Origin of the sequence: Micromonospora sp. AMSO1212t (assembly GCF_008868145.1) — a bacterium.
In the GTDB taxonomy this organism is placed as follows: Bacteria; Actinomycetota; Actinomycetes; order Mycobacteriales; family Micromonosporaceae; genus Micromonospora; species Micromonospora tulbaghiae.
In genome coordinates this window covers 1-19,716 of record NZ_WBKS01000116.1, presented here as the reverse complement: position 1 = coordinate 19,716, position 19,716 = coordinate 1, and the positions used below count along the sequence as shown (strand labels likewise).

At 71.7% G+C, this 19,716-nt stretch carries 21 protein-coding genes; 13 read left to right on the top strand and 8 right to left on the bottom strand.

Features of this window, described 5'->3' with window-relative positions:
- The first annotated feature begins 270 nt into the window (after nucleotides 1-270).
- The 3 genes from F8279_RS23585 (at nucleotide 271) to F8279_RS23575 (ending at nucleotide 4,528) form a co-directional block, all read left to right on the top strand.
- Complete coding sequence (locus tag F8279_RS23585; protein WP_091428071.1) at nucleotides 271-954, top strand: response regulator transcription factor; 684 nt, start codon at nucleotides 271-273, stop codon at nucleotides 952-954.
- A gap of 260 nt (nucleotides 955-1,214) precedes the next feature.
- Entirely contained in the window at nucleotides 1,215-1,979 is a 765-nt protein-coding gene (locus tag F8279_RS23580; RefSeq protein WP_091428068.1) for an ABC transporter ATP-binding protein, read from the top strand.
- Nucleotides 1,979-4,528, top strand: a complete 2,550-nt coding sequence (locus F8279_RS23575; protein ID WP_091428066.1) for an ABC transporter permease — start codon at nucleotides 1,979-1,981, stop codon at nucleotides 4,526-4,528. Before F8279_RS23580 ends, F8279_RS23575 begins: the two co-directional genes overlap by 1 nt.
- A 42-nt stretch (nucleotides 4,529-4,570) precedes the next feature.
- Here F8279_RS23575 and F8279_RS23570 read toward each other — a convergent pair whose 3' ends face one another.
- Together F8279_RS23570 and F8279_RS23565 are read right to left on the bottom strand one after the other, a co-directional pair.
- Nucleotides 4,571-5,209 carry an HAD family phosphatase gene (locus F8279_RS23570; RefSeq protein ID WP_151501092.1) on the bottom strand — a complete coding sequence of 213 codons (639 nt, stop codon included), beginning with the start codon at nucleotides 5,207-5,209 and terminating at the stop codon, nucleotides 4,571-4,573.
- Between the two features lie 115 nt (nucleotides 5,210-5,324).
- Nucleotides 5,325-6,065 (bottom strand): neutral zinc metallopeptidase, encoded by a 741-nt coding sequence (locus tag F8279_RS23565; protein WP_151501094.1) that lies wholly within the window; start codon nucleotides 6,063-6,065, stop codon nucleotides 5,325-5,327.
- Between the two features lie 129 nt (nucleotides 6,066-6,194).
- Here F8279_RS23565 and F8279_RS23560 point away from each other — a divergent pair, with 129 nt between their 5' ends.
- The gene (locus tag F8279_RS23560) at nucleotides 6,195-6,554 is read left to right on the top strand and encodes a hypothetical protein (RefSeq protein ID WP_151501091.1); all 360 of its coding nucleotides are present in this window, start codon (nucleotides 6,195-6,197) and stop codon (nucleotides 6,552-6,554) included.
- A gap of 9 nt (nucleotides 6,555-6,563) precedes the next feature.
- On the opposite strand, the gene F8279_RS23555 is transcribed toward F8279_RS23560, so the two are convergent.
- Nucleotides 6,564-6,746: a hypothetical protein gene (locus tag F8279_RS23555; RefSeq protein WP_013286093.1), complete on the bottom strand. Its 183-nt coding sequence runs from the start codon at nucleotides 6,744-6,746 to the stop codon at nucleotides 6,564-6,566.
- 179 nt (nucleotides 6,747-6,925) lie between these two features.
- Nucleotides 6,926-7,591: a cation transporter gene (locus F8279_RS23550; RefSeq protein WP_151501090.1), complete on the bottom strand. Its 666-nt coding sequence runs from the start codon at nucleotides 7,589-7,591 to the stop codon at nucleotides 6,926-6,928.
- Between the two features lie 100 nt (nucleotides 7,592-7,691).
- Between F8279_RS23550 and F8279_RS23545 the strand changes: the two genes are divergently transcribed.
- Genes F8279_RS23545 through F8279_RS23535 form a run of 3 tightly spaced genes read left to right on the top strand, consistent with a single transcriptional unit; the run spans nucleotide 7,692 to nucleotide 8,782 of the window.
- Entirely contained in the window at nucleotides 7,692-8,021 is a 330-nt protein-coding gene (locus F8279_RS23545; protein ID WP_151501089.1) for a hypothetical protein, read from the top strand.
- A complete protein-coding gene (locus tag F8279_RS23540; RefSeq protein WP_091428054.1) occupies nucleotides 8,021-8,443 on the top strand; it encodes a MerR family transcriptional regulator in 423 nt (140 codons plus the stop codon). The genes F8279_RS23545 and F8279_RS23540 overlap by 1 nt, the downstream gene beginning before the upstream one ends.
- Nucleotides 8,444-8,446: 3 nt before the next feature.
- Nucleotides 8,447-8,782, top strand: coding sequence for a YnfA family protein (locus F8279_RS23535; protein WP_091428051.1), 336 nt, complete (start codon nucleotides 8,447-8,449; stop codon nucleotides 8,780-8,782).
- Between the two features lie 10 nt (nucleotides 8,783-8,792).
- On the opposite strand, the gene F8279_RS23530 is transcribed toward F8279_RS23535, so the two are convergent.
- Nucleotides 8,793-9,212 carry a hypothetical protein gene (locus F8279_RS23530; protein ID WP_151501088.1) on the bottom strand — a complete coding sequence of 140 codons (420 nt, stop codon included), beginning with the start codon at nucleotides 9,210-9,212 and terminating at the stop codon, nucleotides 8,793-8,795.
- Nucleotides 9,213-9,333: 121 nt separating this feature from the next.
- Between F8279_RS23530 and F8279_RS23525 the strand changes: the two genes are divergently transcribed.
- On the top strand, nucleotides 9,334-10,332 hold the full coding sequence (locus F8279_RS23525; protein WP_151501087.1) for an RNA polymerase subunit sigma-70: 999 nt from the start codon (nucleotides 9,334-9,336) through the stop codon (nucleotides 10,330-10,332).
- The gene (locus F8279_RS23520) at nucleotides 10,332-11,033 is read left to right on the top strand and encodes a DUF6069 family protein (RefSeq protein ID WP_151501086.1); all 702 of its coding nucleotides are present in this window, start codon (nucleotides 10,332-10,334) and stop codon (nucleotides 11,031-11,033) included. The genes F8279_RS23525 and F8279_RS23520 overlap by 1 nt, the downstream gene beginning before the upstream one ends.
- Before the next feature lie 3 nt (nucleotides 11,034-11,036).
- On the opposite strand, the gene F8279_RS23515 is transcribed toward F8279_RS23520, so the two are convergent.
- On the bottom strand, nucleotides 11,037-11,441 hold the full coding sequence (locus tag F8279_RS23515) for a hypothetical protein (RefSeq protein ID WP_091428191.1): 405 nt from the start codon (nucleotides 11,439-11,441) through the stop codon (nucleotides 11,037-11,039).
- Nucleotides 11,442-11,656: 215 nt separating this feature from the next.
- Here F8279_RS23515 and F8279_RS23510 point away from each other — a divergent pair, with 215 nt between their 5' ends.
- Entirely contained in the window at nucleotides 11,657-12,058 is a 402-nt protein-coding gene (locus tag F8279_RS23510; RefSeq protein ID WP_091428042.1) for a hypothetical protein, read from the top strand.
- Nucleotides 12,059-12,243: 185 nt separating this feature from the next.
- Here the strand turns inward: F8279_RS23510 and F8279_RS23505 are convergent, their stop codons facing one another.
- Nucleotides 12,244-12,708, bottom strand: a complete 465-nt coding sequence (locus F8279_RS23505) for a hypothetical protein (RefSeq protein WP_151501085.1) — start codon at nucleotides 12,706-12,708, stop codon at nucleotides 12,244-12,246.
- A 928-nt stretch (nucleotides 12,709-13,636) separates the two neighbouring features.
- Between F8279_RS23505 and F8279_RS23500 the strand changes: the two genes are divergently transcribed.
- Nucleotides 13,637-14,197, top strand: a complete 561-nt coding sequence (locus tag F8279_RS23500; RefSeq protein WP_151501084.1) for a hypothetical protein — start codon at nucleotides 13,637-13,639, stop codon at nucleotides 14,195-14,197.
- Between the two features lie 19 nt (nucleotides 14,198-14,216).
- Here the strand turns inward: F8279_RS23500 and metH are convergent, their stop codons facing one another.
- The gene (gene metH, locus F8279_RS23495) at nucleotides 14,217-17,732 is read right to left on the bottom strand and encodes a methionine synthase (RefSeq protein ID WP_192580754.1); all 3,516 of its coding nucleotides are present in this window, start codon (nucleotides 17,730-17,732) and stop codon (nucleotides 14,217-14,219) included.
- A gap of 241 nt (nucleotides 17,733-17,973) precedes the next feature.
- On the opposite strand from metH, the gene F8279_RS23490 reads away from it, so the two are divergent.
- Together F8279_RS23490 and F8279_RS23485 are read left to right on the top strand one after the other, a co-directional pair.
- Complete coding sequence (locus F8279_RS23490) at nucleotides 17,974-18,843, top strand: PAC2 family protein (protein WP_013286081.1); 870 nt, start codon at nucleotides 17,974-17,976, stop codon at nucleotides 18,841-18,843.
- A gap of 117 nt (nucleotides 18,844-18,960) precedes the next feature.
- Nucleotides 18,961-19,716 (top strand): GntR family transcriptional regulator (locus F8279_RS23485; RefSeq protein ID WP_151501083.1); only part of this gene is annotated, 756 nt, incomplete at its 3' end.

Sequence of the window (19,716 nt, the reverse complement as noted above, 5' to 3'; positions counted from 1 at the left end):
CCCAAACCCGCAGCACTGCGGCACGGACGCGGCGATCATGAAGTTGGCTGCCTCGGGAAGCGATTTCCCGCCAGTCAACTTCATGATCGCCGGGCGATGAGGCGACCGGGGCGGCGCGGGCGAGGCGGGGTGCGGCCATCCTGCGGGAACGGGGCGGCCTGGTCGGGGTGCGGGCGGCCGGTGCCCTCTACCGTGGGTGCGGCTGGCCGGTCCCACGCCGGGTGGGCGCCGGCGCCGGCCGGACCGCCGCCCGGACGACGAGGGGGACGCATGACCGAGGGCGCCGTGTCCCGGCCGGTGCGGGTCCTGCTCGCCGACGACCAGCCGCTGCTGCGTACCGGATTCCGGATGGTGCTCGGCGCGGAGGACGACCTCGACGTGGTGGGTGAGGCCGGCGACGGCGTGGAGGCGGTGGAGCTGTCCCGGCGGCTGCTGCCCGACGTGGTGCTGATGGACATCCGGATGCCGCGCCTGGACGGGGTGGCCGCCACCCGGGCGATCGTGTCGGCCCGGCTGCCGGTACGCGTACTCGTGCTCACCACGTTCGCGCAGGACGACCACGTCGTCGGGGCGCTGCGGGCCGGGGCGAGCGGCTTCCTGACCAAGGACGTGCCGGCCGAGGACCTCGTGGCCGCGATCCGCACGGTGGCCGCCGGGGGCGCGGTGATGTCCCCGCGCGTCCTGCGCCGGCTGCTGGACCGCTTCGCCCAGGTGCTGCCGGACCCGGCCGCCGCGCCGGCGCGGGCGCTGGAACCGCTGACCGACCGGGAGCGCGAGGTGCTCACCCACATGGCGCGCGGACTGTCCAACGCGGAGATCGCCCGGGTGCTGTCGGTCAGCGAGACGACTGTGAAAACCCATGTCGGGCATGTGCTCACGAAGCTACGGTTGCGCGACCGGGTGCAGGCGGTCGTGCTCGCGTACGAGACGGGCCTGGTCCGTCCCGGCGGCTGAGGTGGCGCGGGTCACCTACCGTGACCAGCGGCGGGGCTGATGTGTTGACCATCACGCCAGGTGAGGCCCTAACGTCGGCGTCGCCTTCCGGTCAGGGGTCACCCTGAGCCCGGATGGGGGTCGACCCTCACCGGAAGATCGGCACGGATTCCACCCCAGGTCTGAGGGCTTTCGGGCTCGCGACCCCGAGGATGGATTCCGCCGCACCGGCCAGCGGGGGCGGTGCGGCATGAGAGCGACATACGGAAGAGGTAGATGACGTGACCGCGACGGTAGGCCGAGAGCAGGCCGCGGCCCGGGCGAACGATGTGTGGAAGGTGTACGGCAGCGGCGAGGCGCAGGTCGCCGCGCTGCGGGGGGTCAGCGCCGAGTTCGAACGCGGCCGGTTCACCGCGATCATGGGGCCGTCGGGCTCCGGGAAGTCCACACTGATGCACTGCCTCGCGGGTCTGGACACGGTGACCAAGGGCACCGTGATGATCGGCGACACGACGGTGACCGGTCTCAACGACGCGGGCCTGACGAAGCTGCGCCGGGACAAGGTGGGCTTCATCTTCCAGCAGTTCAACCTGCTGCCGACGCTCACCGCGCAGGAGAACATCCTGCTGCCTTTGTCGATCGCCGGGCGCAAGCCCGACCCGGCCTGGTACGACACGGTGATCGACACGGTCGGGCTGCGGGATCGGCTCGGGCACCGCCCGGCGCAGCTCTCCGGCGGCCAGCAGCAGCGCGTGGCGTGCGCCCGGGCGCTCGTGGCGCGCCCCGAGGTGATCTTCGCGGACGAGCCGACGGGCAACCTGGACTCCCGCTCCGGCGCCGAGGTGCTCAAGTTCCTGCGCAACTCGGTACGCGAGCACGGCCAGACCATCGTGATGGTCACGCACGACCCGACCGCCGCCGCGTACGCCGACCGGGTGGTCTTCCTCGCCGACGGGCAGATCGTCTCGGAGCTGATCGAGCCGACCGCCGAGACGGTGCTGGACACGATGAAGAAGCTGGACGCCCCGGTCGAGGTGGGCAACTGATGCTGCGGGCAACGCTCAAGAGCCTGCTGGCGCGCAAGCTGCGCCTGCTGCTGTCCGGCCTGGCGGTGGTGCTCGGCGTCATGTTCGTCTCCGGCGCGTTCGTGCTCACCGACACGCTCGGGCGGTCCTTCGACGCGGTCTTCGCCGACGCGTACGCCGAGGTCGACGTGAGCGTCGAGGCGAAGCCGAAGATCGACGTCTCCACCGCGGAGGGCATGCCGCTGAGCACCCCGATGCCGGCGTCGGTGCTCGACCGGATCAAGGCGGTGCCCGGCGTCGCCGACGCCGAGGGCGTGGTGGCCGCCGACGGCGCCCGCATGATCGGCAGCAACGGCAAGGTGGTCACCTCGTTCGGCCCGCCGCAGCTGGGCCAGAACTGGCTCGGTGAGAGCGACCTGGTGGAGATCCGCGAGGGCCGCGCGCCGCAGGCCGACGACGAGATCGTGATCAACACCGCGCTGGCCGAGGCGGGCAAGGTCAAGGTCGGCGACCGGGTCGGCGTGCTGACGCTGGCCCCGAAGAAGGAGTTCACGCTCGTCGGCGTGTTCGGCTACAGCGGCGGCCGGGACTCGATCGGTGGCGCCAACGAGGTCTACTTCACCACCCCGGTGGCGCAGCAGCTGATGCTGGGCAAGCCGGACGTGTTCAGCAACGTCAGCGTCCAGGCCGCCGACGGCACCACGCCGGAGGCGCTGCGCGACGAGGTGGCCCGCACGCTTGGCGCCGACTACCAGGTCAAGACCGGCGAGCAGCTCGCCGCCGACGCCTCGGCCGGCCTCAAGGAAGGGCTGTCGTTCTTCAACAAGATCCTCCTCGGGTTCGCCGCGGTGGCGCTGCTGGTCGGCACGTTCCTGATCCTCAACACGTTCTCGATCATCGTGGCCCAGCGCACCCGTGAGCTGGCCCTGATGCGGGCGATCGGGGCCAGCGGCAAGCAGGTCATCGGCTCGGTGGTGCTGGAGGCGCTCGCGGTCGGCCTGATCGCCTCGGTGCTGGGGCTCGCCGCCGGCATCGGCGTGGGCGCGCTGCTGGCGTACCTGTTCGGTCAGCTCGCCGGAGGTCTCACCCTGGCCGGGCTGGGCGTGCCGGCCTCGGCGGTGATCGGCGCGTTCGCGGTCGGCATGCTGATCACGGTGATCGCCGCGCTGCTGCCGGCGCTGCGCGCCTCGCGCATCCCGCCGATCGCCGCGATGCAGGACGTCGCCACGCCGGACCGGCCGCTCACCAAGGTCACCATCGGCGGCGCGGTGGTCACCGGCATCGGCGCGGTGCTGCTCTTCCTCGGTCTCGGCGGGCACGCCGGCGACAGCACCCTGGCGACCATCCTCGGCGGCGTGCTGTTCGCGTTCATCGGGGTGGCGCTGCTGACGCCGATCATCAGCCGGCCGGTGGTCTCGCTGCTGGGCGCGATGTTCTCCTGGTCGGTGCCGGGCAAGCTGGGCCGGCTCAACTCGGGCCGCAACCCGCGCCGCACCGCGATCACCGCCGCCGCCCTGATGGTGGGCATCGCCCTGGTCACCGGCGTGACGGTGATCCTGGACTCGGCCAAGGGCAGCATCGGCAAGCTGGCCGAGGACACCATCAAGGCGGAGCTGGTGATCTCCGGGTCCACCACCGGGCCGCGCCCGGCGAGCTTCGACCCGGCGGTGCTGGAGAAGGCCGCCGCGATCCCGGGCGTGCAGCTGGTCTCCGGTGAGTACGGCGACATGGCGGTGGTCGGCGGTGAGCGGACCTGGGTGGCCGTGTCGAGCAACGTGGCCGCGCTCCAGCAGATCTTCGGGGCGAAGGCCACCGCCGGTGACATCAGCCGGCTGGCGCCGGACCAGATGCTGGTCAGCTCGGACACCGCGAAGGCACGCAACCTCGCCGTCGGCTCGACGGTGCCGGTGCAGCTGTCCCGCGGCGAGGCCCGCACCTACACGGTCAGCGGCATCTACGAAAGCTCGCAGCTGACCAACCCGGTGACGCTGCCGCCGCAGGCCGCGGCGGACTTCAGCATCCCGCAGCCGATCCAGGGCTTCCTCCAGCTCGCCCCCGGCACGTCGGTGGGCGCCGTGCAGCCGCAGGTCGAGCGACTGCTGGCGGACAGCCCCGAGGTGTCGGTGGCCGACCGGGCCGCGTTCATCGAGCAGCAGACCGGTCAGCTGGACTCCCTGCTCCAGATGATCCAGATCCTGCTGGCGCTGGCCATCGTGATCGCGGTGCTGGGCATCATCAACACGCTCGCGCTGTCGGTGCTGGAACGAACCAGGGAGCTGGGCCTGCTGCGGGCGATCGGCCTGCGCCGCGCCCAGACCATGCGCATGATCACGGTCGAGGCGGTGGTGATCTCCATCTTCGGCGCGCTGCTCGGCGTGGTGGTCGGCGCCGGTCTCGGCGCGGCGGTGGTCGAGGCGCTCAAGGACGAGGGCATCACCGACCTGATCCTGCCCTGGGGTCAGATGGTGACGTTCCTGATCCTGGCCGCGATCATCGGTGTGGTCGCCGCGGTGCTGCCGGCGATCCGCGCCGCGCGGATCAACGTCCTGGGCGCCATCGCCCACGACTGACGCAACCAGAAGGGGCCCCTCTCGTCGAGAGGGGCCCTTTCGCTATCGGTTGAGCAGCGCCGCGAGCAGCTCCAGGTCCGCCGCGGTCAGGCTCTCCACCTGGTGTACGCCGTCGGCGGGCGCCAGCGGCACCTCGGCCGGCACGGCCAGCACCGCCGCCCCGGCGGCGAGCGCGCTCGCCACGCCGGTCGGTGAGTCCTCGATCGCCACGCACCGCTCGACCGGCACGCCCAGCAGACGCGCGGCGGTCAGGTACGGCTCCGGGTGCGGCTTGGCCGCGTCCACCTCGTCGCCGCAGACCACCGCGTCGAAGCTGTCCCGGCCCAGCGTGTCCAGGGCCACCTCGACCAGGGACCGGCCGCTGGAGGTGACCAGCGCGGTGAGGATGCCGGCCTCCCGTACCGCGCGCAGCAACGCCAGCGCGCCGGGACGCCACTGCAGCCCGGTGCGGAACAGCTCCAGGATCCGGGCGCTGATCCAGTCGGAGCTGGCCTGCACGTCCCGCTCCGGCTGGCCCAGGTCGTCGTGCACGATCCGCATCGCGTCGGCCATCCCGGTGCCGACGATCGCGCGGCGGGCGTCCTCGGACAGGACACCGCCGTACACGGCGGCCAGTTCCTGCAACGCGACGTCCCACAGTTTCTCGCTGTCGACCAGGGTGCCGTCCATGTCGAAGAGCACGGCGGCGGGGTGTGGGCTGCTCAGCGGGGGCCTCCTTCGGTACGCGTACCCCGCCGATCCTGCCAGTCGCGTCCGGTGCGCCCGTCACCGTCCCCGACCGGGGTGACCCGCGGCATCACCCGAGGCCGCAGGCGCCGAGCGACTTCTCGTACCCGCGGAAGAACGAGTCGCTGCGCTGCTCGGCGGTGCCGTGCGAGCCCTCGGCGAACCACGGCTGGTCGGGGTCGTCGCCGACCGCGAGCAGCCCCTCCCGGAACTCCTCCAGGTCGCCGTCCTCCAGCTCCAGCGCCCCGGAACGGACGCTGTCCCCGAGGTACGCCCCGGCCATGCAGTCGGCCTGCAGCTCCTGCTGGATGGTGAAGTTGTAGCGGATGCCCAGCCGCACCTGCATGCCGTGGGCGTACTCGTGGCCGAGCAGGTAGAACAGGAACGCGTCGCCGATCTGCCGGAACGCCGCCACCGACCAGTTCACGTCGTAGGCGATGAAGTCACCGGCCGAGCAGTAGACAGCGTTGTTGCGCGGCAGCCCCTGCCCGGCGCAGGCCACCTCGCCCTCGCGGCTGTAGGGCACCACCCGCCGGATCGGGGTGAACCGCTGATCGGAGGCACGGAACTGCTCCGCCCAGTAGCGTTCGGCCAGCCGGACCGCGTCCTGGATGTCCTGCTTGAACTCGGCCACGCTCGTCGTGCCGTCCGCCCGGGTGGTCTGCGACTCCGGCTGCGCGCTGCGCGGGGGTGCGGGCTGCTGCGGTTCGCCCTGGTCGTAGCCGCCGGCCATGCAGCCGGCCGCCACCAGCGCGGCCACCACCAGCCCGGCGATCGGTCCGCGCCCCTGACGTCCCGCCCTGTCCCCCACCATGACCTCCCGGTTGTCGCACCCGTGTCCCGGAGCAGTACCCCCGGCGGACGCCGGTGATGCTCACCGGCTCACACGCACGGCCGCCGGGAAACGTTCACCGGCCACGGGAGCGGTACGGTCGGCGTCGTGGAGCCGCCGTACGCGGGAATCGTCTACTGGCGACGCAGCCTCTGGAACGGCATGCGCTGCGTGCCGGTGCTGCTGACGCTGGACGAGGGCCGGCTGCGCGCCTGCGACCGGCACGGCGCGGAGGTGTTCGCCGCCCTCGCCGGCCGGGTCGAGGCCCGGGGAACGATCTTCGGCACGATGCTGCTCACCGTCGACGGCCGCCGGTACGCGCTGGTCGGCGACGGCGCCACCGTCTCACCGGCGCCGAGCGCGGAGCAACGGCGGCGGCTGGCGGAGTCCACGTCCCACGCCGAGCCTGTTCCCGACCTCGCGTCGTGGTGGGAGCCGCTGGCGCGGGCCGGTGTGACGGTGCGCTGACCGGCGCGGTCAGTCCAGGCCGCGCATGATGTGCGGCTCGCCGTCGTCGTCGCCGAAGCAGCGGTGCAGCACCTGGGCGCGCGCCCACAGGTCCAGGCTGCTCGGCGGCCCGACCGGGCCCGTGCCGGCGGGCGTGGTGGTCAGCACGGGAGCCGGTTCCGGCGGGACCTGCGACGTCACCTCGTCGGTCATGTCCGCCCCTTTCGTCGTACCCATGCTCGTCCGCGGGCGTTTCCGCCACGTCAACTCCGACGGCGCGGGCATGGACGCGGCGCGCCTGACCCACGCCGGCCCGTACTCCGGTGACGGTAGTCCGCCGGGCCGCCGAGCACAGCCGTATTCCCGACGTCGCCGCAGGTCGCGGCCGGTGATCACGCCTGCGGGCCGACCGGGCCGCAGGTGGCGCAGCAGGTGTCGCCACGCCAGGCGTCACGGCCCTCGCGGACCGCGACCACGGCGATCACCAGCGCCGCGACCGGATCGGCCCAGGACCATCCGAACAGGCCGTTGAGGGCCAGCCCGACGAGCAGGACCACCGAGAGGTACGTGCACAGCAGCGTCTGCTTCGAGTCGGCCACCGCCGACCGGGAGCCGAGTTCACGGCCGGCGCGCCGCTGCGCGGCAGACAGCACCGGCATCACGATCACCGAGAGCCCGGCGAGCACCAGCCCGACCGGCGAGTGTGCGGCCTCGGCGCCGCCGAGCAGCGCCCGTACCGCCTCGACTGTGACGTACGCGGCGAGCGCGAAGAACGACACCGCGATGACGCGCAGCGCTACCCGCTCCCGGGCCTGCGGGTCCGGGCCGGCGAACTGCCACGCCACGGCCGTCGCGGAAGCCACCTCGATGACCGAGTCCAGGCCGAAACCGATCAGCGCGGTCGAGGAAGCGACGGTGCCGGCGCCGAGCGCCACCACCGCCTCGATCACGTTGTAGGTGATCGTCGCGGCGACCAGCAGCCGTACCCGGCGGGTGAGCAGCGCGCGGCGGGCCGGCGCTGGGCCGGCGGGCGTGGCGGGGATCAGCGGCAGGCTCATCAGCGGCATCCGGGCGTCCGCATGCCGCGACCATACCGCGCGTGTTTCTTCCCGGTGCGGGCTTGCATCCGGTACCCGGGTACGGGCTTACCGTCGAGAGGTGACCGACGATTCCTGGGTGCCCGACACCTGCACGCTGCCGACCACCGAGCGGCCGCTGCGGTTGGCCGAGTTCGACGGGCTGTTCCGCGACGCGCTGCGCGGCGCCGACCGGTTGTCCGCCGGGCACCTGCGGCTGCGTCTCGACGGCCGCGCCGAACCGGTGGCCCGCGACCTGATCGCCCGCGAGTCCGCGTGCTGTTCCTTCTTCACGTTCGACCTCGCGCGCCCGGGCGGCGACACGCTGACGCTCGACATTCGCGTTCCGGCGAACCGTGTCGCCGTACTCGATGCCCTGGCCCTGCGGGCGACGGCCGCGCGGGGCCGGTGATGGGCGAGCCGGAGCTGCGCAGCGGCCAGGTCGCCGACGCGGCCGGGGTCAACGTGCAGACGCTGCGCTACTACGAGCGGCGCGGGCTGCTGGCCGCGCCCCGGCGGTCGCCGGGCGGGCATCGGCTCTATCCGGCCGAGACGGTCACCCTGCTGCGGGTGGTGAAGGCCGCGCAACGTCTCGGCTTCACCCTCGCCGAGGTCGCGGGCCTGCTGGCGGCCGGACGGCACGACGCCGGCCTGCGGACCCGGGCCCACGACAAGCTCGCCGAGGTGGAGCGACGGCTCGCGGACCTCACCGCCGTCCGCGACACGCTGCGAGAGGCGATCTCGGCCGGCTGCGACGACCTGATCACCTGCGCGGGCAGCCCTCGCTGCCCGCTGCCCTTCGCCGGTTCGGACCACGACCCGGCTACGGTCTGACGCATGACTGTCGTCCGGTCCATCCTGCTGTTCCTGCTCGCCGCGCTCGCCGAGATCGGCGGCGCCTGGCTGGTGTGGCAGGGTTGGCGGGAGAACCGTGGGCTGCTCTGGATCGCCGCCGGGGTGATCGCGCTCGGCGCCTACGGGTTCGTGGCCACGTTCCAGCCGGACCCGAACTTCGGCCGCATCCTCGCCGCCTACGGCGGCGTCTTCGTCGCCGGGTCGCTCGCCTGGGGCATGGTGGTCGACAAGTTCCGGCCCGACCGCTACGACCTCGTCGGCGCGGCCATCTGCCTGGTCGGCGTCGCCGTCATCATGTACGCGCCGCGGACGGGCTGACCGTTCGCCGTCACTTGTACCGGGCGATGAACTCCTCCGGACGCCAGCGGGCTCCCTCGCTCAGATAGTGGAAGTTGAGAGTCACCTCGGCCCCGCCGGCCCGCTCCGCCATCTCCCGCAACGACATGGCCAGGAAGTAGTCGCTCAACGGGATGATCGTCGTCTCGCCCTCCGGATACGGCACGTGCAGCAGCGCGAGCGCGTGGCTCACCGGTGGGTGCACGAAGCCGCGCTCGTCGCGCCGGTAACCGCCGTAGGTGACCTCGGCGATCCAGGAGACCTCGCCGCCGACGGAGGCCAGGCGGTACTTGCGCAGGGCCTGCGCCAGAAGCGACCCGAGGGTCCGATGGGGGCGCACGTCGAGAGTCACGCGGTGCGAATCGACGTCGTCGCCCATGCAGACGGAGTCGCGGTCGATCGAGAACTGCACGGCGCTCACGGTAGTCCCGCGGGTCACGTGCGGGACCGCGGCGACCGGCGCTCGTGATGAGTTTCCGCGCCCGTACCCGTCACACCTACGACGACACACGACGACGCGGAAGGATGACCTCATGGGTGCGGACACGCGGCTGCAGGAGCTGGGCGTGAGCGGTCTGGGCGAGATGGACGAGCCGGTATTCACCGGGCTGGCGCAGCGGCACCGGCGGGAGCTGCACGTGCACTGCTACCGGATGCTCGGGTCGTTCGAGGACGCCGAGGACACCGTCCAGGAGACGTTCCTGCGGGCCTGGCGGCGGCGCGAGACGTTCGCCGGACGCTCGACGTTCCGGGCGTGGCTGTACCGGATCGCCACCAACGCCTGCCTGGATCTGCTCGCCAGGTGCCGGCCCGAGCCCGCGACCGGCGGCGAGGTGCGGTGGCTGCAGCCCTACCCGGATCGGCTACTCGACGAGCTGCCCGCGGCCGGCGCGGACGAGCCGGAGACGGTCGCTGTCGCGCGGGAGACGATCGAGCTGGCGTACCTGGTCGCCGTGCAGCACCTGGCACCGCGCCCGCGCGCCGTGCTGATCCTGCGCGACGTGCTCGGCTGGCCCGCCAAGGACGTCGCGGAGCTGCTCGGCGACTCGGTCAACTCGGTGAACAGCGCGTTGCAGCGCGCCCGCGCCGGAATGCGGGAACACCTGCCCGCCCAGCGGCAGGACTGGACCGGCGACGAGACGGACACCCGGACCCGCGAGCTGGTACGCCGCTTCACCGACGCCGCCGTCGCCAAGGACGTCGGTGCTCTCGCCGCCATGCTGCGCGACGACGTGCGCTGCTCGATGCCGCCCACCCCGGGCCTGCAGATCGGCCGGGACGCGGTGGTCGCCGACTGGGTCGCGGACGGCTTCGAGAGCCTAGGCAGCATGCGGGCCGTGCCCACCGCCGTGAACCGGCAGCCCGCCGTCGCGTTCTACCTGTGGCAGGAGAGCGACGGCGCGTACCTGCCGCTCACCGTCGACGCGCTGCGCGTCACCGGCGGGGCGATCACCGAGATCCTCACGTTCCACGCCGACCAGTTCCCGCGACTCGGGCTGCCGGAGCGCCTCCCGGCCGACCGCACGCCGTAGTGCCCGCGCGGACGCTCGCGCTGCCCGGCGGCGCGCGCGTTCCGGTGGTCGCGGCCCAGTGGCAGCACGCGTACGGCGTCGTCACGCGCGGACGCGTGCAGCTGGAGCTGCGCGACGGCACTCCCGGGCCGGTCCTCCGCCGCGACGCCGGTTTCTGGCTGCGCGGCACCGGCGTACGCGCGCTGCACAACCCCGGCCGTCGTACCGCGACGGTACGGATCCTCACTCCTCACCTCGAAGCTCGGAGGAACGACATGATCAGCAGCACCGACACCGCCGTCACAGTGCGCCGTCCGCACGGCTTCCGGCGGCTCGCCGTCACCGGCCTGGTCGCCACGCTCGCCGCGATGGTGGTCACCACGCTCGCGGCCGCGCTGGCCCGCGGCGCCGGTGTGGACTTCGAGATCCCCGACGGCGGCGGCGAGACCATCCCGCTGGGCGGGTTCGCCGTGGTGACCGGGTTCTTCTCGCTCGTGGGCGTCGTCATCGCCGCCGTACTGCTGCGGTTCAGCGCGCGTCCCGCGCGGCGGTTCGTGTGGACGGCGGTGGCGCTGACCGCGCTGTCGATGGTGCCGCCGTTCGTCGTCGGGGCTGCTGCACCGACCGTCATCGCCCTGGTCGGGCTGCACCTGGTCGCGGCGGCGGTGATGATCCCCGCCCTGACGCGAAGCCTGCGGGCCGGCCCTCCGCGAGAAGCGTGACGGCTACTCGGCCGTGACTCCGGAACGGCGGTTGGCCACCCTGGCGCCGCCGAACGCGACGAGCCAGGGCAGCACCAGGAAGCCGCCGCAACCGATCACGATCAGCCACAGAGTCTCACTCGGTTCTCCCTGGTGCTCCAGTTCGGGCCACGTGAAGGCACTGCCGAGCAGCGACAACGCGTAGAACAGGACGACCACGATCGCGGCAGCAGTGCTGACCCGGCGGTTGCGCGGACTGCCCGCAGCGCAGAAGGCTCCGAGCACGAACATGACAATCGGAGCGAGGTACATACCGGACAGGACGACGAAGGTGAAGTACGTCGCGCCGGGGCCGAGATCCGAGTCCGCCAACGGTGGCAGGCCGGCTCCGGCCGCGTGGACGGCAGAAGGACAGGCGGAGTTCAGCACCTCGGACTCCTCGCGCCGGGACGCTCGCACGCCATCGGAATCGATCCCTCAGTCTGGCACCGGCCACGCCGCCGGACCGACCGGGAGTCGTCGATCCGCCGCAGAATGATGCGATCTACAGGGTTCGATCAAAAACGTTCGGGAACTTCGATACGGACCACACGCCGGGCGCCGCCAGTCGGCGCCCGGCGTCACGTAGACCGAGAGGTGACACCATGACCTTCCGCGCCAGGCTCGTCGGAGCCGCACTCGTCGGGACGCTCGCCGCCGGCGCATCCGCGCTGGCCACGGCCTCCACGGCCAGCGCGCAGGCCGAACCCTGCGTTCAGCGCATCGCCGTGGTGAACAACGCCGCCTTCGTGATGTCCTTCAGTGTTCAGGCGAGCAACGGTCTGGAGACGGCGAACACCGACACGTACCCGATCAACCAGTCGCGGACGATCGATCTCACCACCACCGCCCTGCCGGTCGGGTCCGACGTCCGGCCGGTGGTGGACGCGGTGGCCGGAGCGCAACGGACCCCGAGCAGCTTCGTGTCGTACTGCGAGAACGGGCAGACCGCGACGTACTCGGTGACCGGGACGACGTACGACTACACGGTCACGCTGATCGGCTGACCGGCACGTCGATCCTTCGGGGCGTCCGCCATCCCGGCGGGCGCCCCGCGCTCGTCAGTGGCTACATGAACAGCAGGAGCCGGAAGCTCGACCGACCAACCGTCGCCCAGAGGCCTCCGCACGCCCCAAGTGTCACCTACAGCCTGCGTTCCGTGTGGTGACCTCATCGGTGTGGACGCCGCCGATCAGCCGTTGCTGGGGCTGGAGATCCCGCGTTTTGCGAAGGACGCCGCGACCTCATCGAAGACACCGACGGCAAGCTCGGGCTGCGCGAGAGCATCGGACAACGGCAGCTCCAGTTGAGGGTCGTACCCGGGTAGGCCCGTCACCGCCTGGACCACTTCGCCGAGTTGGTACATCGCCGCGACGACTGCGCGGGCATCGTCGCCTCGGTACCAGAAGGGCACCGTGATCCCGGCCTCTTCCGCGTAGTAGCTGAGCTGGATCCCGGTCGGCTCGTGGGTCAGCTCGTAGTTGTGGGCGCCCTCGAAGACGGAAACCTCACCGAGTACCTGCCGGGACGCCGCAACCAGTCGGGCCCACACCTCGCCGCTCGGACGCTCTGCGCTGTCGGACTCTTCCGCCGCGTTCAGGGCGTCCTCCCAGGATTGGTCGCCGCTTCGAGGAAGGAAGAGCAGGGCATAACTCATGGCCGTGGACGGTACATCCATCCGGCCTCGGATCCCGGGCTCGGACGGTGCGACGACTCGCGGGTGCGACTCTGCGCTGATCGGTGCGCTTTCTCTGCCGCGCGCGGCGGTCGGGCTGGTTGACGCTGTCGACCGGCTTCGCGGCACGACGGGCAATGCCAGCGTGTTGCTACGGTCCGGCTATGCGATCCGGCAGCCGTTCATGGTTACCCGCGTTGGCGGTCGTGCTCGGATCGACTTCGGGTTGGTTTTCGGCCGGTGCCGGCGGATCGCTACAACGCGCCCCCACTGCCCTCCTCGTGATGGTGGTCGGGCTCGGCAGCGCCGGGCTGTTGGTCGGCTTGTTGTCCGGCCGTCAGGACGGCAGGTGGTTCATGCCTGCCCTTGCACTGCTGGCCGGCTTCTACGCCGGCACATGGCTGAACTCGCCCCACCACAGCTTCGCCGGTGACGCCGTCGTCCTGATCCTCGCCACCGTCCCCGCGTGCGTCAGCGCCGCGCTCGGGTCCGCAGTCGGCCCACACCTCGCGAGTCGACAGCGAGAACGAAAGACGCGCAACGACCTACCCCGAGGAGGCAAGGTGACTCAGCGCTCGCATCAGCAGCGGGGCCGGTGCCCCGTCTGCAAACGCCTGGTAGCCCTCACTGCTGAGGGAGAAGTCGCACGCCACAACGGCACCATCCGTGCGTACGCCCCGCCTGAGGAATGCCCCGGAGGCGGACAGGGAGCGGAAGCCGCGGGGTCTTAGCGACAACGCAGGCCCCGGGGGCGTCCGTTTGCACGTACTTCCGCTGCCGGGACTGTGCTCAGCGCTGTGATGTGGCCGTGGCCGCCACAACCAGCATCGACAGCCACTGCTGGAGTCGACCACTGTCGACAGCCGGCGGGGCTGCGGTCGCAAGGCCGCTCCGTAGCTAGCATCAGCGGATGGAGTGGCTTGCGGCATTGCTCTCGTTCGTCGGTGGTCTCATTGCGGCGGCACTGGGGGCCTATGCCGTCACAAAGACGAACAAACAGCTGATGGCAGCCGACATCCGTGCACGTTGGGACGCCGCTCTACTCGAACATGGCGAGTCGTTCGCCGCCTCGACTCGGACCCTCCGGCACCACGCCGAGCGCTTCTCTCGAAGCGAGAATCAGGAGGAACGCAGAAGGGCGCTCGACGAGGCACACCACACCATGCGCCTCACGTGTGAACAACTCAGGCTTCTCGGAAGTCCACGGGTGCAACGGGCCGCTCGAGCCGTCATCCATCATGCGTATGCGGTGCGGGTCCAAGGAGAAGAGAACCGAGACCCGCGAGCCGAGCAGTACCCGTCCGTGCCGCCGATAAGCAGGCTCAATGACGCTCTACAGGAGTTCTATCGCGCACTCCGCGAGCAACTGAGAGCAGACGAACCCGAGGCCGTGATTCATGACGACGACCTCGACGTCATCGAGCCCGGGCTTCCGCCGCTACCGCGCAAGGAACGGTCCCAGTCGGCATGATGCCTTCACGCCGGCGGCGTCACTTGGCGTTGAAGTAGTTCGCCTCCGGGTGGTGCACGACGATCGCGTCGGTGGCCTGCTCCGGCACCAACTGGAACTCCTCGGACAACTGCACCCCGATCCGCTCCGCGCCCAGCAACTCCACGATCTTCGCCCGGTCCTCCAGGTCCGGACAGGCCGGGTAGCCGAACGCGTACCGGCAGCCCCGGTAGTCGGTGCGCAGCAGACCGGCCAGGTCGGCCGGGTCGTCGTCGGCCACGGTGCCGCCGCCGGGCAGCACCAGCTCGGCCCGGATCCGCCGGTGCCAGTACTCGGCCAGCGCCTCGGTGAGCTGCACGGACAGGCCGTGCACCTCCAGGTAGTCGCGGTACTCGTTGCCGGCGAACATCTTCGCCGTGTACTCGCTGATCGGCTGCCCGACGGTGACCAGCTGCAACGCCACCACGTCGAGCTGGTCGCCCTTGGGCCGGAAGAAGTCGGCCAGGCACAGCCGCCGCTCCTGGCGCTGCCGGGGGAAGGAGAACCGGGCCCGCTCGCTGTGCCCGTTCTCGTCCAGCACCACCAGGTCGTTGCCCTCGGAGTACGCCGGGAAGTAGCCGTACACCACGGCCGCCTCCAGCACCTGGTCGGAGATCAGGCGGTCCAGCCAGTACCGCAGCCGGGGCCGGCCCTCGGTCTCGACCAGTTCCTCGTACGACGGGCCCTTGCCGCCGCGGGCGCCGCGCAGGCCCCACTGGCCCAGGAACGTGGCCCGCTCGTCCAGCAGGGCCGCGTAGTCGGCCAGCGGCACGCCCTTGACGACGCGGGTGCCGAAGAACGGCGGCTTCGGCACGGTCACGTCCACCGCCACGTCGGAGCGGACCGACGCGTCGTCCAGTTCGGGCAGCGCCTCGCGGACCTGCGCCCGCTGCCGCTCGCGGCGCTCCCGGCGGGCCGCCAGTGCCGCCTCCCGCTCCGGGTCGACCACCGGCGCGCCGCCGCGCTTGGCCGCCATCACCCGGTCCATCAGGGACAGCCCTTCGAACGCGTCGCGGGCGTAGTGCACCTGACCCGGGTAGATCGACCGCAGGTCGTCCTCGACGTACGCGCGGGTCAGCGCCGCGCCGCCGAGCAGCACCGGCCAGCGCTCGGCCACGCCCCGGGAGGCCATCTCGGCCAGGTTCTCCTTCATGATGACGGTGCTCTTGACCAGCAGGCCGGACATGCCGATGGCGTCGGCCCGGTGCTCCTCGGCGGCGTCGAGAATCGCGTTGATCGGCTGCTTGATGCCGATGTTGACCACGTCGTAGCCGTTGTTGGACAGGATGATGTCGACCAGGTTCTTGCCGATGTCGTGCACGTCGCCCTTCACCGTGGCGAGCACGATCCGGCCCTTGCCGTCGTCGTCGGTCTTCTCCATGTGCGGCTCCAGGTAGGCCACCGCGGTCTTCATCACCTCGGCGGACTGGAGCACGAACGGCAGCTGCATCTGGCCGGAGCCGAACAGCTCGCCGACCACCTTCATGCCGTCGAGCAGCAGGTCGTTGATGATGGAAAGCGGCGTACGCCCCTGCGCCATCGCGGTGTCCAGGTCGGCCTCCAGGCCGTTGCGCTCGCCGTCGATGATCCGCCGCTTGAGCCGCTCGTCCAGCGGCAGCGCGGCCAGTTCCTCGGCCCGGGTGGCGCGCGCCGACGCCGCGTCCACGCCCTCGAAGGCCTCGATGAACCGCTGCACCGGGTCGTAGCCCTCGCGGCGGCGGTCGTACACCAGGTCGAGCGCCACCTCGCGCTGCTCGTCCGGGATCCGCGACATCGGCAGGATCTTGCTGGCGTGCACGATCGCCGAGGTCAGCCCGGCCTGGGCGCACTCGTGCAGGAACACCGAGTTGAGCACCTGCCGGGCCGCCGGGTTGAGGCCGAACGACACGTTGGAGATGCCGGCGGTGAAGTTGACGCCCGGATAGCGCGCGGCGATCTCCCGGATCGCCTCGATCGTCTCGATGCCGTCGCGGCGGGTCTCCTCCTGCCCGGTGGCGATCGGGAACGTCAGCGCGTCGATGAGGATGTCCTCCCGGCGCATCCCCCACCGGCCGGTCAGGTCGTCGATCAGCCGGGACGCCACCCGTACCTTCCACTCCCGGGTGCGGGCCTGGCCCTCCTCGTCGATGAGCAGCGCCACGACGGCGGCGCCGTGCTCCTTGACCACCGGCATGACCCGGGCGTACCGGGAGTCGGGGCCGTCGCCGTCCTCGAAGTTGACCGAGTTGACCACGCACCGGCCGCCGAGCATCTCCAGCCCGGCCTCGATCACGGCCGGCTCGGTGGAGTCCAGCACGATCGGCAGCGTCGAGGCGGTGGCGAACCGGCCGGCCAGCTCACGCATGTCCTGCGTGCCGTCGCGGCCGACGTAGTCGACGCAGAGGTCCAGCAGGTGCGAGCCGTCCCGGGCCTGGCTGCGAGCGACCTCCACGCAGGCCTGCCAGTCCCCGGCGAGCATGGACTCGCGGAACGCCTTCGAGCCGTTGGCGTTGGTCCGCTCCCCCACCATCAGGATGCTGGCGTCCTGGGCGAACGGCACGTGGTGGTAGATCGAGGAGACCCCGGCCTCCGGCTTCGGCTCCCGCGCCACCGGCGCGCGCCCGCCCAGCCGCTCCACCAGCACCCGGATGTGCTCCGGGGTGGTGCCGCAGCAGCCGCCGATCAGGGCCACGCCGTAGTCGGTGACGAACTGCTCCAGCGCGTCGGCCAGCTCGTCCGGGCTGAGCGGGAAGTACGCCCCGTCGGCGGTCAGCACCGGCAGGCCGGCGTTCGGCATCACCGAGATCGGGATCCGGGAGTGCTGCGCCAGGTAGCGAAGGTGCTCGCCCATCTCCGCCGGGCCGGTCGAGCAGTTCAGCCCGATCAGGTCGACCCCGAGCGGCTCGATCGCGGTCAGCGCGGCGCCGATCTCGCTGCCGAGCAGCATGGTTCCGGTGGTCTCCACCGCCACCTGGCAGATGATCGGCACGTCCCGGCCGGCCTCGGCGCGGGCCCGCTTCGACCCGACCACCGCCGCCTTGACCTGGAGCAGGTCCTGGCAGGTCTCGATGATCAGCGCATCCGCTCCGCCGGCGATCAGGCCGGCGGCGTTCTCCTGGTACGCGTCGCGCAGCGAGGCGTAGCTCGCATGGCCGAGCGTGGGCAGCTTGGTGCCCGGGCCCATCGAGCCGAGCACGAACCGGGGGTGCTCCGGCGTCGCGTACGCGTCGGCGGCCTCCCGCGCGATCCGCGCGCCCGCCTCGGACAGCTCCCGGATGCGGCCGGGGATGCCGTACTCGGCGAGGTTGGGCAGGTTCGCGCCGAACGTGTTGGTCTCCACGCAGTCCGCGCCCGCGGCCAGGTAGGCGTCGTGCACGCCGCGGACCACGTCCGGCCGGGTCACGTTGAGGATCTCGTTGCAGCCTTCGAGGCCGTCGAAGTCGTCGAGGGTGAGATCGGCGGCCTGGAGCATCGTCCCCATCGCGCCGTCCGCGATCAGGATCCGATCGGCCAGCAGGTCACGCAACGAAATAGGCACATGCCCCAGGTTAGTGCGCCCGAGTGCGGCAGAGTCACCCGAACCGGGCCTTCCCACATACTGCCCACCGGGCCGGCGTACACCTTTCCTCCGGTTCGCCCGGGTGGTCCGGCCCGGCGACCGGCGCGGCCGACGGGCCGGGCCCGGCGGCGGCACGTAGGCTGACGGACGTGAAGGACAACAGGGGTGCGACAGTGCGACGGGGCGGCGCCGCGCCCGACGAGCAGGGTGAGGTGACGGCGTGACCGAGTTCGACGGGCTGCCGGTACTGCGCTCGCCGGTCGCCATCGCGGCCTTCGAGGGCTGGAACGACGCCGCCGACGCCTCCACCGCCGCCGTGGAACACCTGGAGCAGGTCTGGCAGGCCCGGGAGGTGACCGAGCTGGACCCGGAGGACTTCTACGACTTCCAGGTGAGCCGCCCGACGATCACCATGGCCGACGGCGAGACCCGGCGCGTCGAGTGGCCCACCACGCGGTTCATGGTGGCCAGTCCGGAGGGCACCGAACGGGACGTGGTGCTGATCCGCGGCATCGAGCCGAGCATGCGCTGGCGGACGTTCTGCGAGCAGGTGCTGGAGATCTGCCACAGCCTGGAGGTCGAGCGGGTGGTGCTGCTCGGCGCGTTGCTGGCCGACGTGCCGTACACCCGGCCGCTGCCGATCAGCGGCAGCGCGTCGGACGCCGACGCGGCCAAGCGCTACCAGCTCACCCCCACCCGGTACGACGGGCCGACCGGCATCGTCGGCGTGCTGCACGACGCCTGCACCCGGGCCGAGGTCGACGCGGTGTCGTTCTGGGTGCACGTGCCGCACTACGCCAACAACCCGCCCTGCCCGAAGGCCACCCTCGCCCTGCTGCACCGGGTCGAGGAGGTGCTCGACCTGCCGGTGCCGATGGCCGACCTGGCCGAGGAGGCCGCCGAGTGGGAGCAGCGGGTGCGCAGCGCCGCCGAGCAGGACGCCGAACTCGGCGAGTACGTGCGTGAGCTGGAGGAACGGGTCGGCGACGCGGGCATCACCCCGCTGACCGGGGACGAGATCGCCCAGGAGTTCGAGAAGTACCTGCGCCGCCGCGGCGGTTCCGCCGGGCCGACCGCCGGCTCCTGGTAGCTCTCCCGCTCTGCTGAAGCCGGGTCTCGGATCGGGGCCCGGCTTCTTCGTGTCCGGGGTGGCGCGGTCACAGCCTCTAGGGCATCCTAGGAACCTAGCTGTTCTGAGGAGGCGGGCATGCAGATCAACCCGGGCGCGGCCGAGTTCCCGCACCGGCAGATCGCCGCGCAGCTCAAGGCCCAGGTGCGCCGCGGCGACTGGGGTCCGGGCGAGCGGCTGCCGTCCATCCCGGCCATCGCCGAGATGTTCGGCGTCGCGAAGCAGACCGTGCAGCGCGCCGTCGACCAGCTGCGGGTCGAGGGCATCCTGATCACCAAACCCGGCTCCGGTACGTACGTCCGGGGCACCCGCCGCCGCCTCAACCGCCTGTCCCGGGGCCGGTACGGCGGCTTCCGCGGCTACCACACCGACCTGGCCGCCCGGTACCGCCAGCAGCTCGTCTCCGTCGGCCGCTCCCCCGCCCCGGCCGAGGTGGCCGACGCGTTCGGCGTCGCCGACGGCACCGAGCTGCTCTGCCGGCGGCACCTGGTACGCACCGACGACGCCCCGGTCGAGGTCGGCGCGTCGTGGTTCCTGCCCGCCGACACCGCCGGCACGTCACTGGAGCGGGCCGAGGCGTTCGGCCGGCCGCTCTACCAGGAGGCCGAGGAGGTCATCGGCCGGCGGTACGTCACCGCCACCGACACGATCAGCGCCCGCCAGCCCAGCCGGGAGGAGTCGGAGATCCTCCAGATCCGCCCGGACACCCCGGTACTGCACCTGCTGCACGTCGCCTACGACGAGCGGCACAAGCCGATCGAGGTCGCCCAGGCCACGTGGCCCGGCCCGATGACCACGCTCACCGAGGAGTACAAGATCCCCGCCCCCGCTCCC

What these genes read in the sequence shown, in the direction of transcription:
- F8279_RS23540 (WP_091428054.1), top strand. Translation starts at nt 8,021, where the DNA reads ATGGGCGAGCCGGAGCTGCGCAGCGGCCAGGTCGCCGACGCGGCCGGG.
- F8279_RS23575 (WP_091428066.1), top strand. Translation starts at nt 1,979, where the DNA reads ATGCTGCGGGCAACGCTCAAGAGCCTGCTGGCGCGCAAGCTGCGCCTG.
- F8279_RS23510 (WP_091428042.1), top strand. Translation starts at nt 11,657, where the DNA reads ATGACCTTCCGCGCCAGGCTCGTCGGAGCCGCACTCGTCGGGACGCTC.
- F8279_RS23535 (WP_091428051.1), top strand. Translation starts at nt 8,447, where the DNA reads ATGACTGTCGTCCGGTCCATCCTGCTGTTCCTGCTCGCCGCGCTCGCC.
- F8279_RS23555 (WP_013286093.1), bottom strand. Translation starts at nt 6,746, where the DNA reads ATGACCGACGAGGTGACGTCGCAGGTCCCGCCGGAACCGGCTCCCGTG.
- F8279_RS23585 (WP_091428071.1), top strand. Translation starts at nt 271, where the DNA reads ATGACCGAGGGCGCCGTGTCCCGGCCGGTGCGGGTCCTGCTCGCCGAC.
- F8279_RS23525 (WP_151501087.1), top strand. Translation starts at nt 9,334, where the DNA reads ATGGGTGCGGACACGCGGCTGCAGGAGCTGGGCGTGAGCGGTCTGGGC.
- F8279_RS23500 (WP_151501084.1), top strand. Translation starts at nt 13,637, where the DNA reads ATGGAGTGGCTTGCGGCATTGCTCTCGTTCGTCGGTGGTCTCATTGCG.
- F8279_RS23505 (WP_151501085.1), bottom strand. Translation starts at nt 12,708, where the DNA reads ATGAGTTATGCCCTGCTCTTCCTTCCTCGAAGCGGCGACCAATCCTGG.
- F8279_RS23550 (WP_151501090.1), bottom strand. Translation starts at nt 7,591, where the DNA reads ATGAGCCTGCCGCTGATCCCCGCCACGCCCGCCGGCCCAGCGCCGGCC.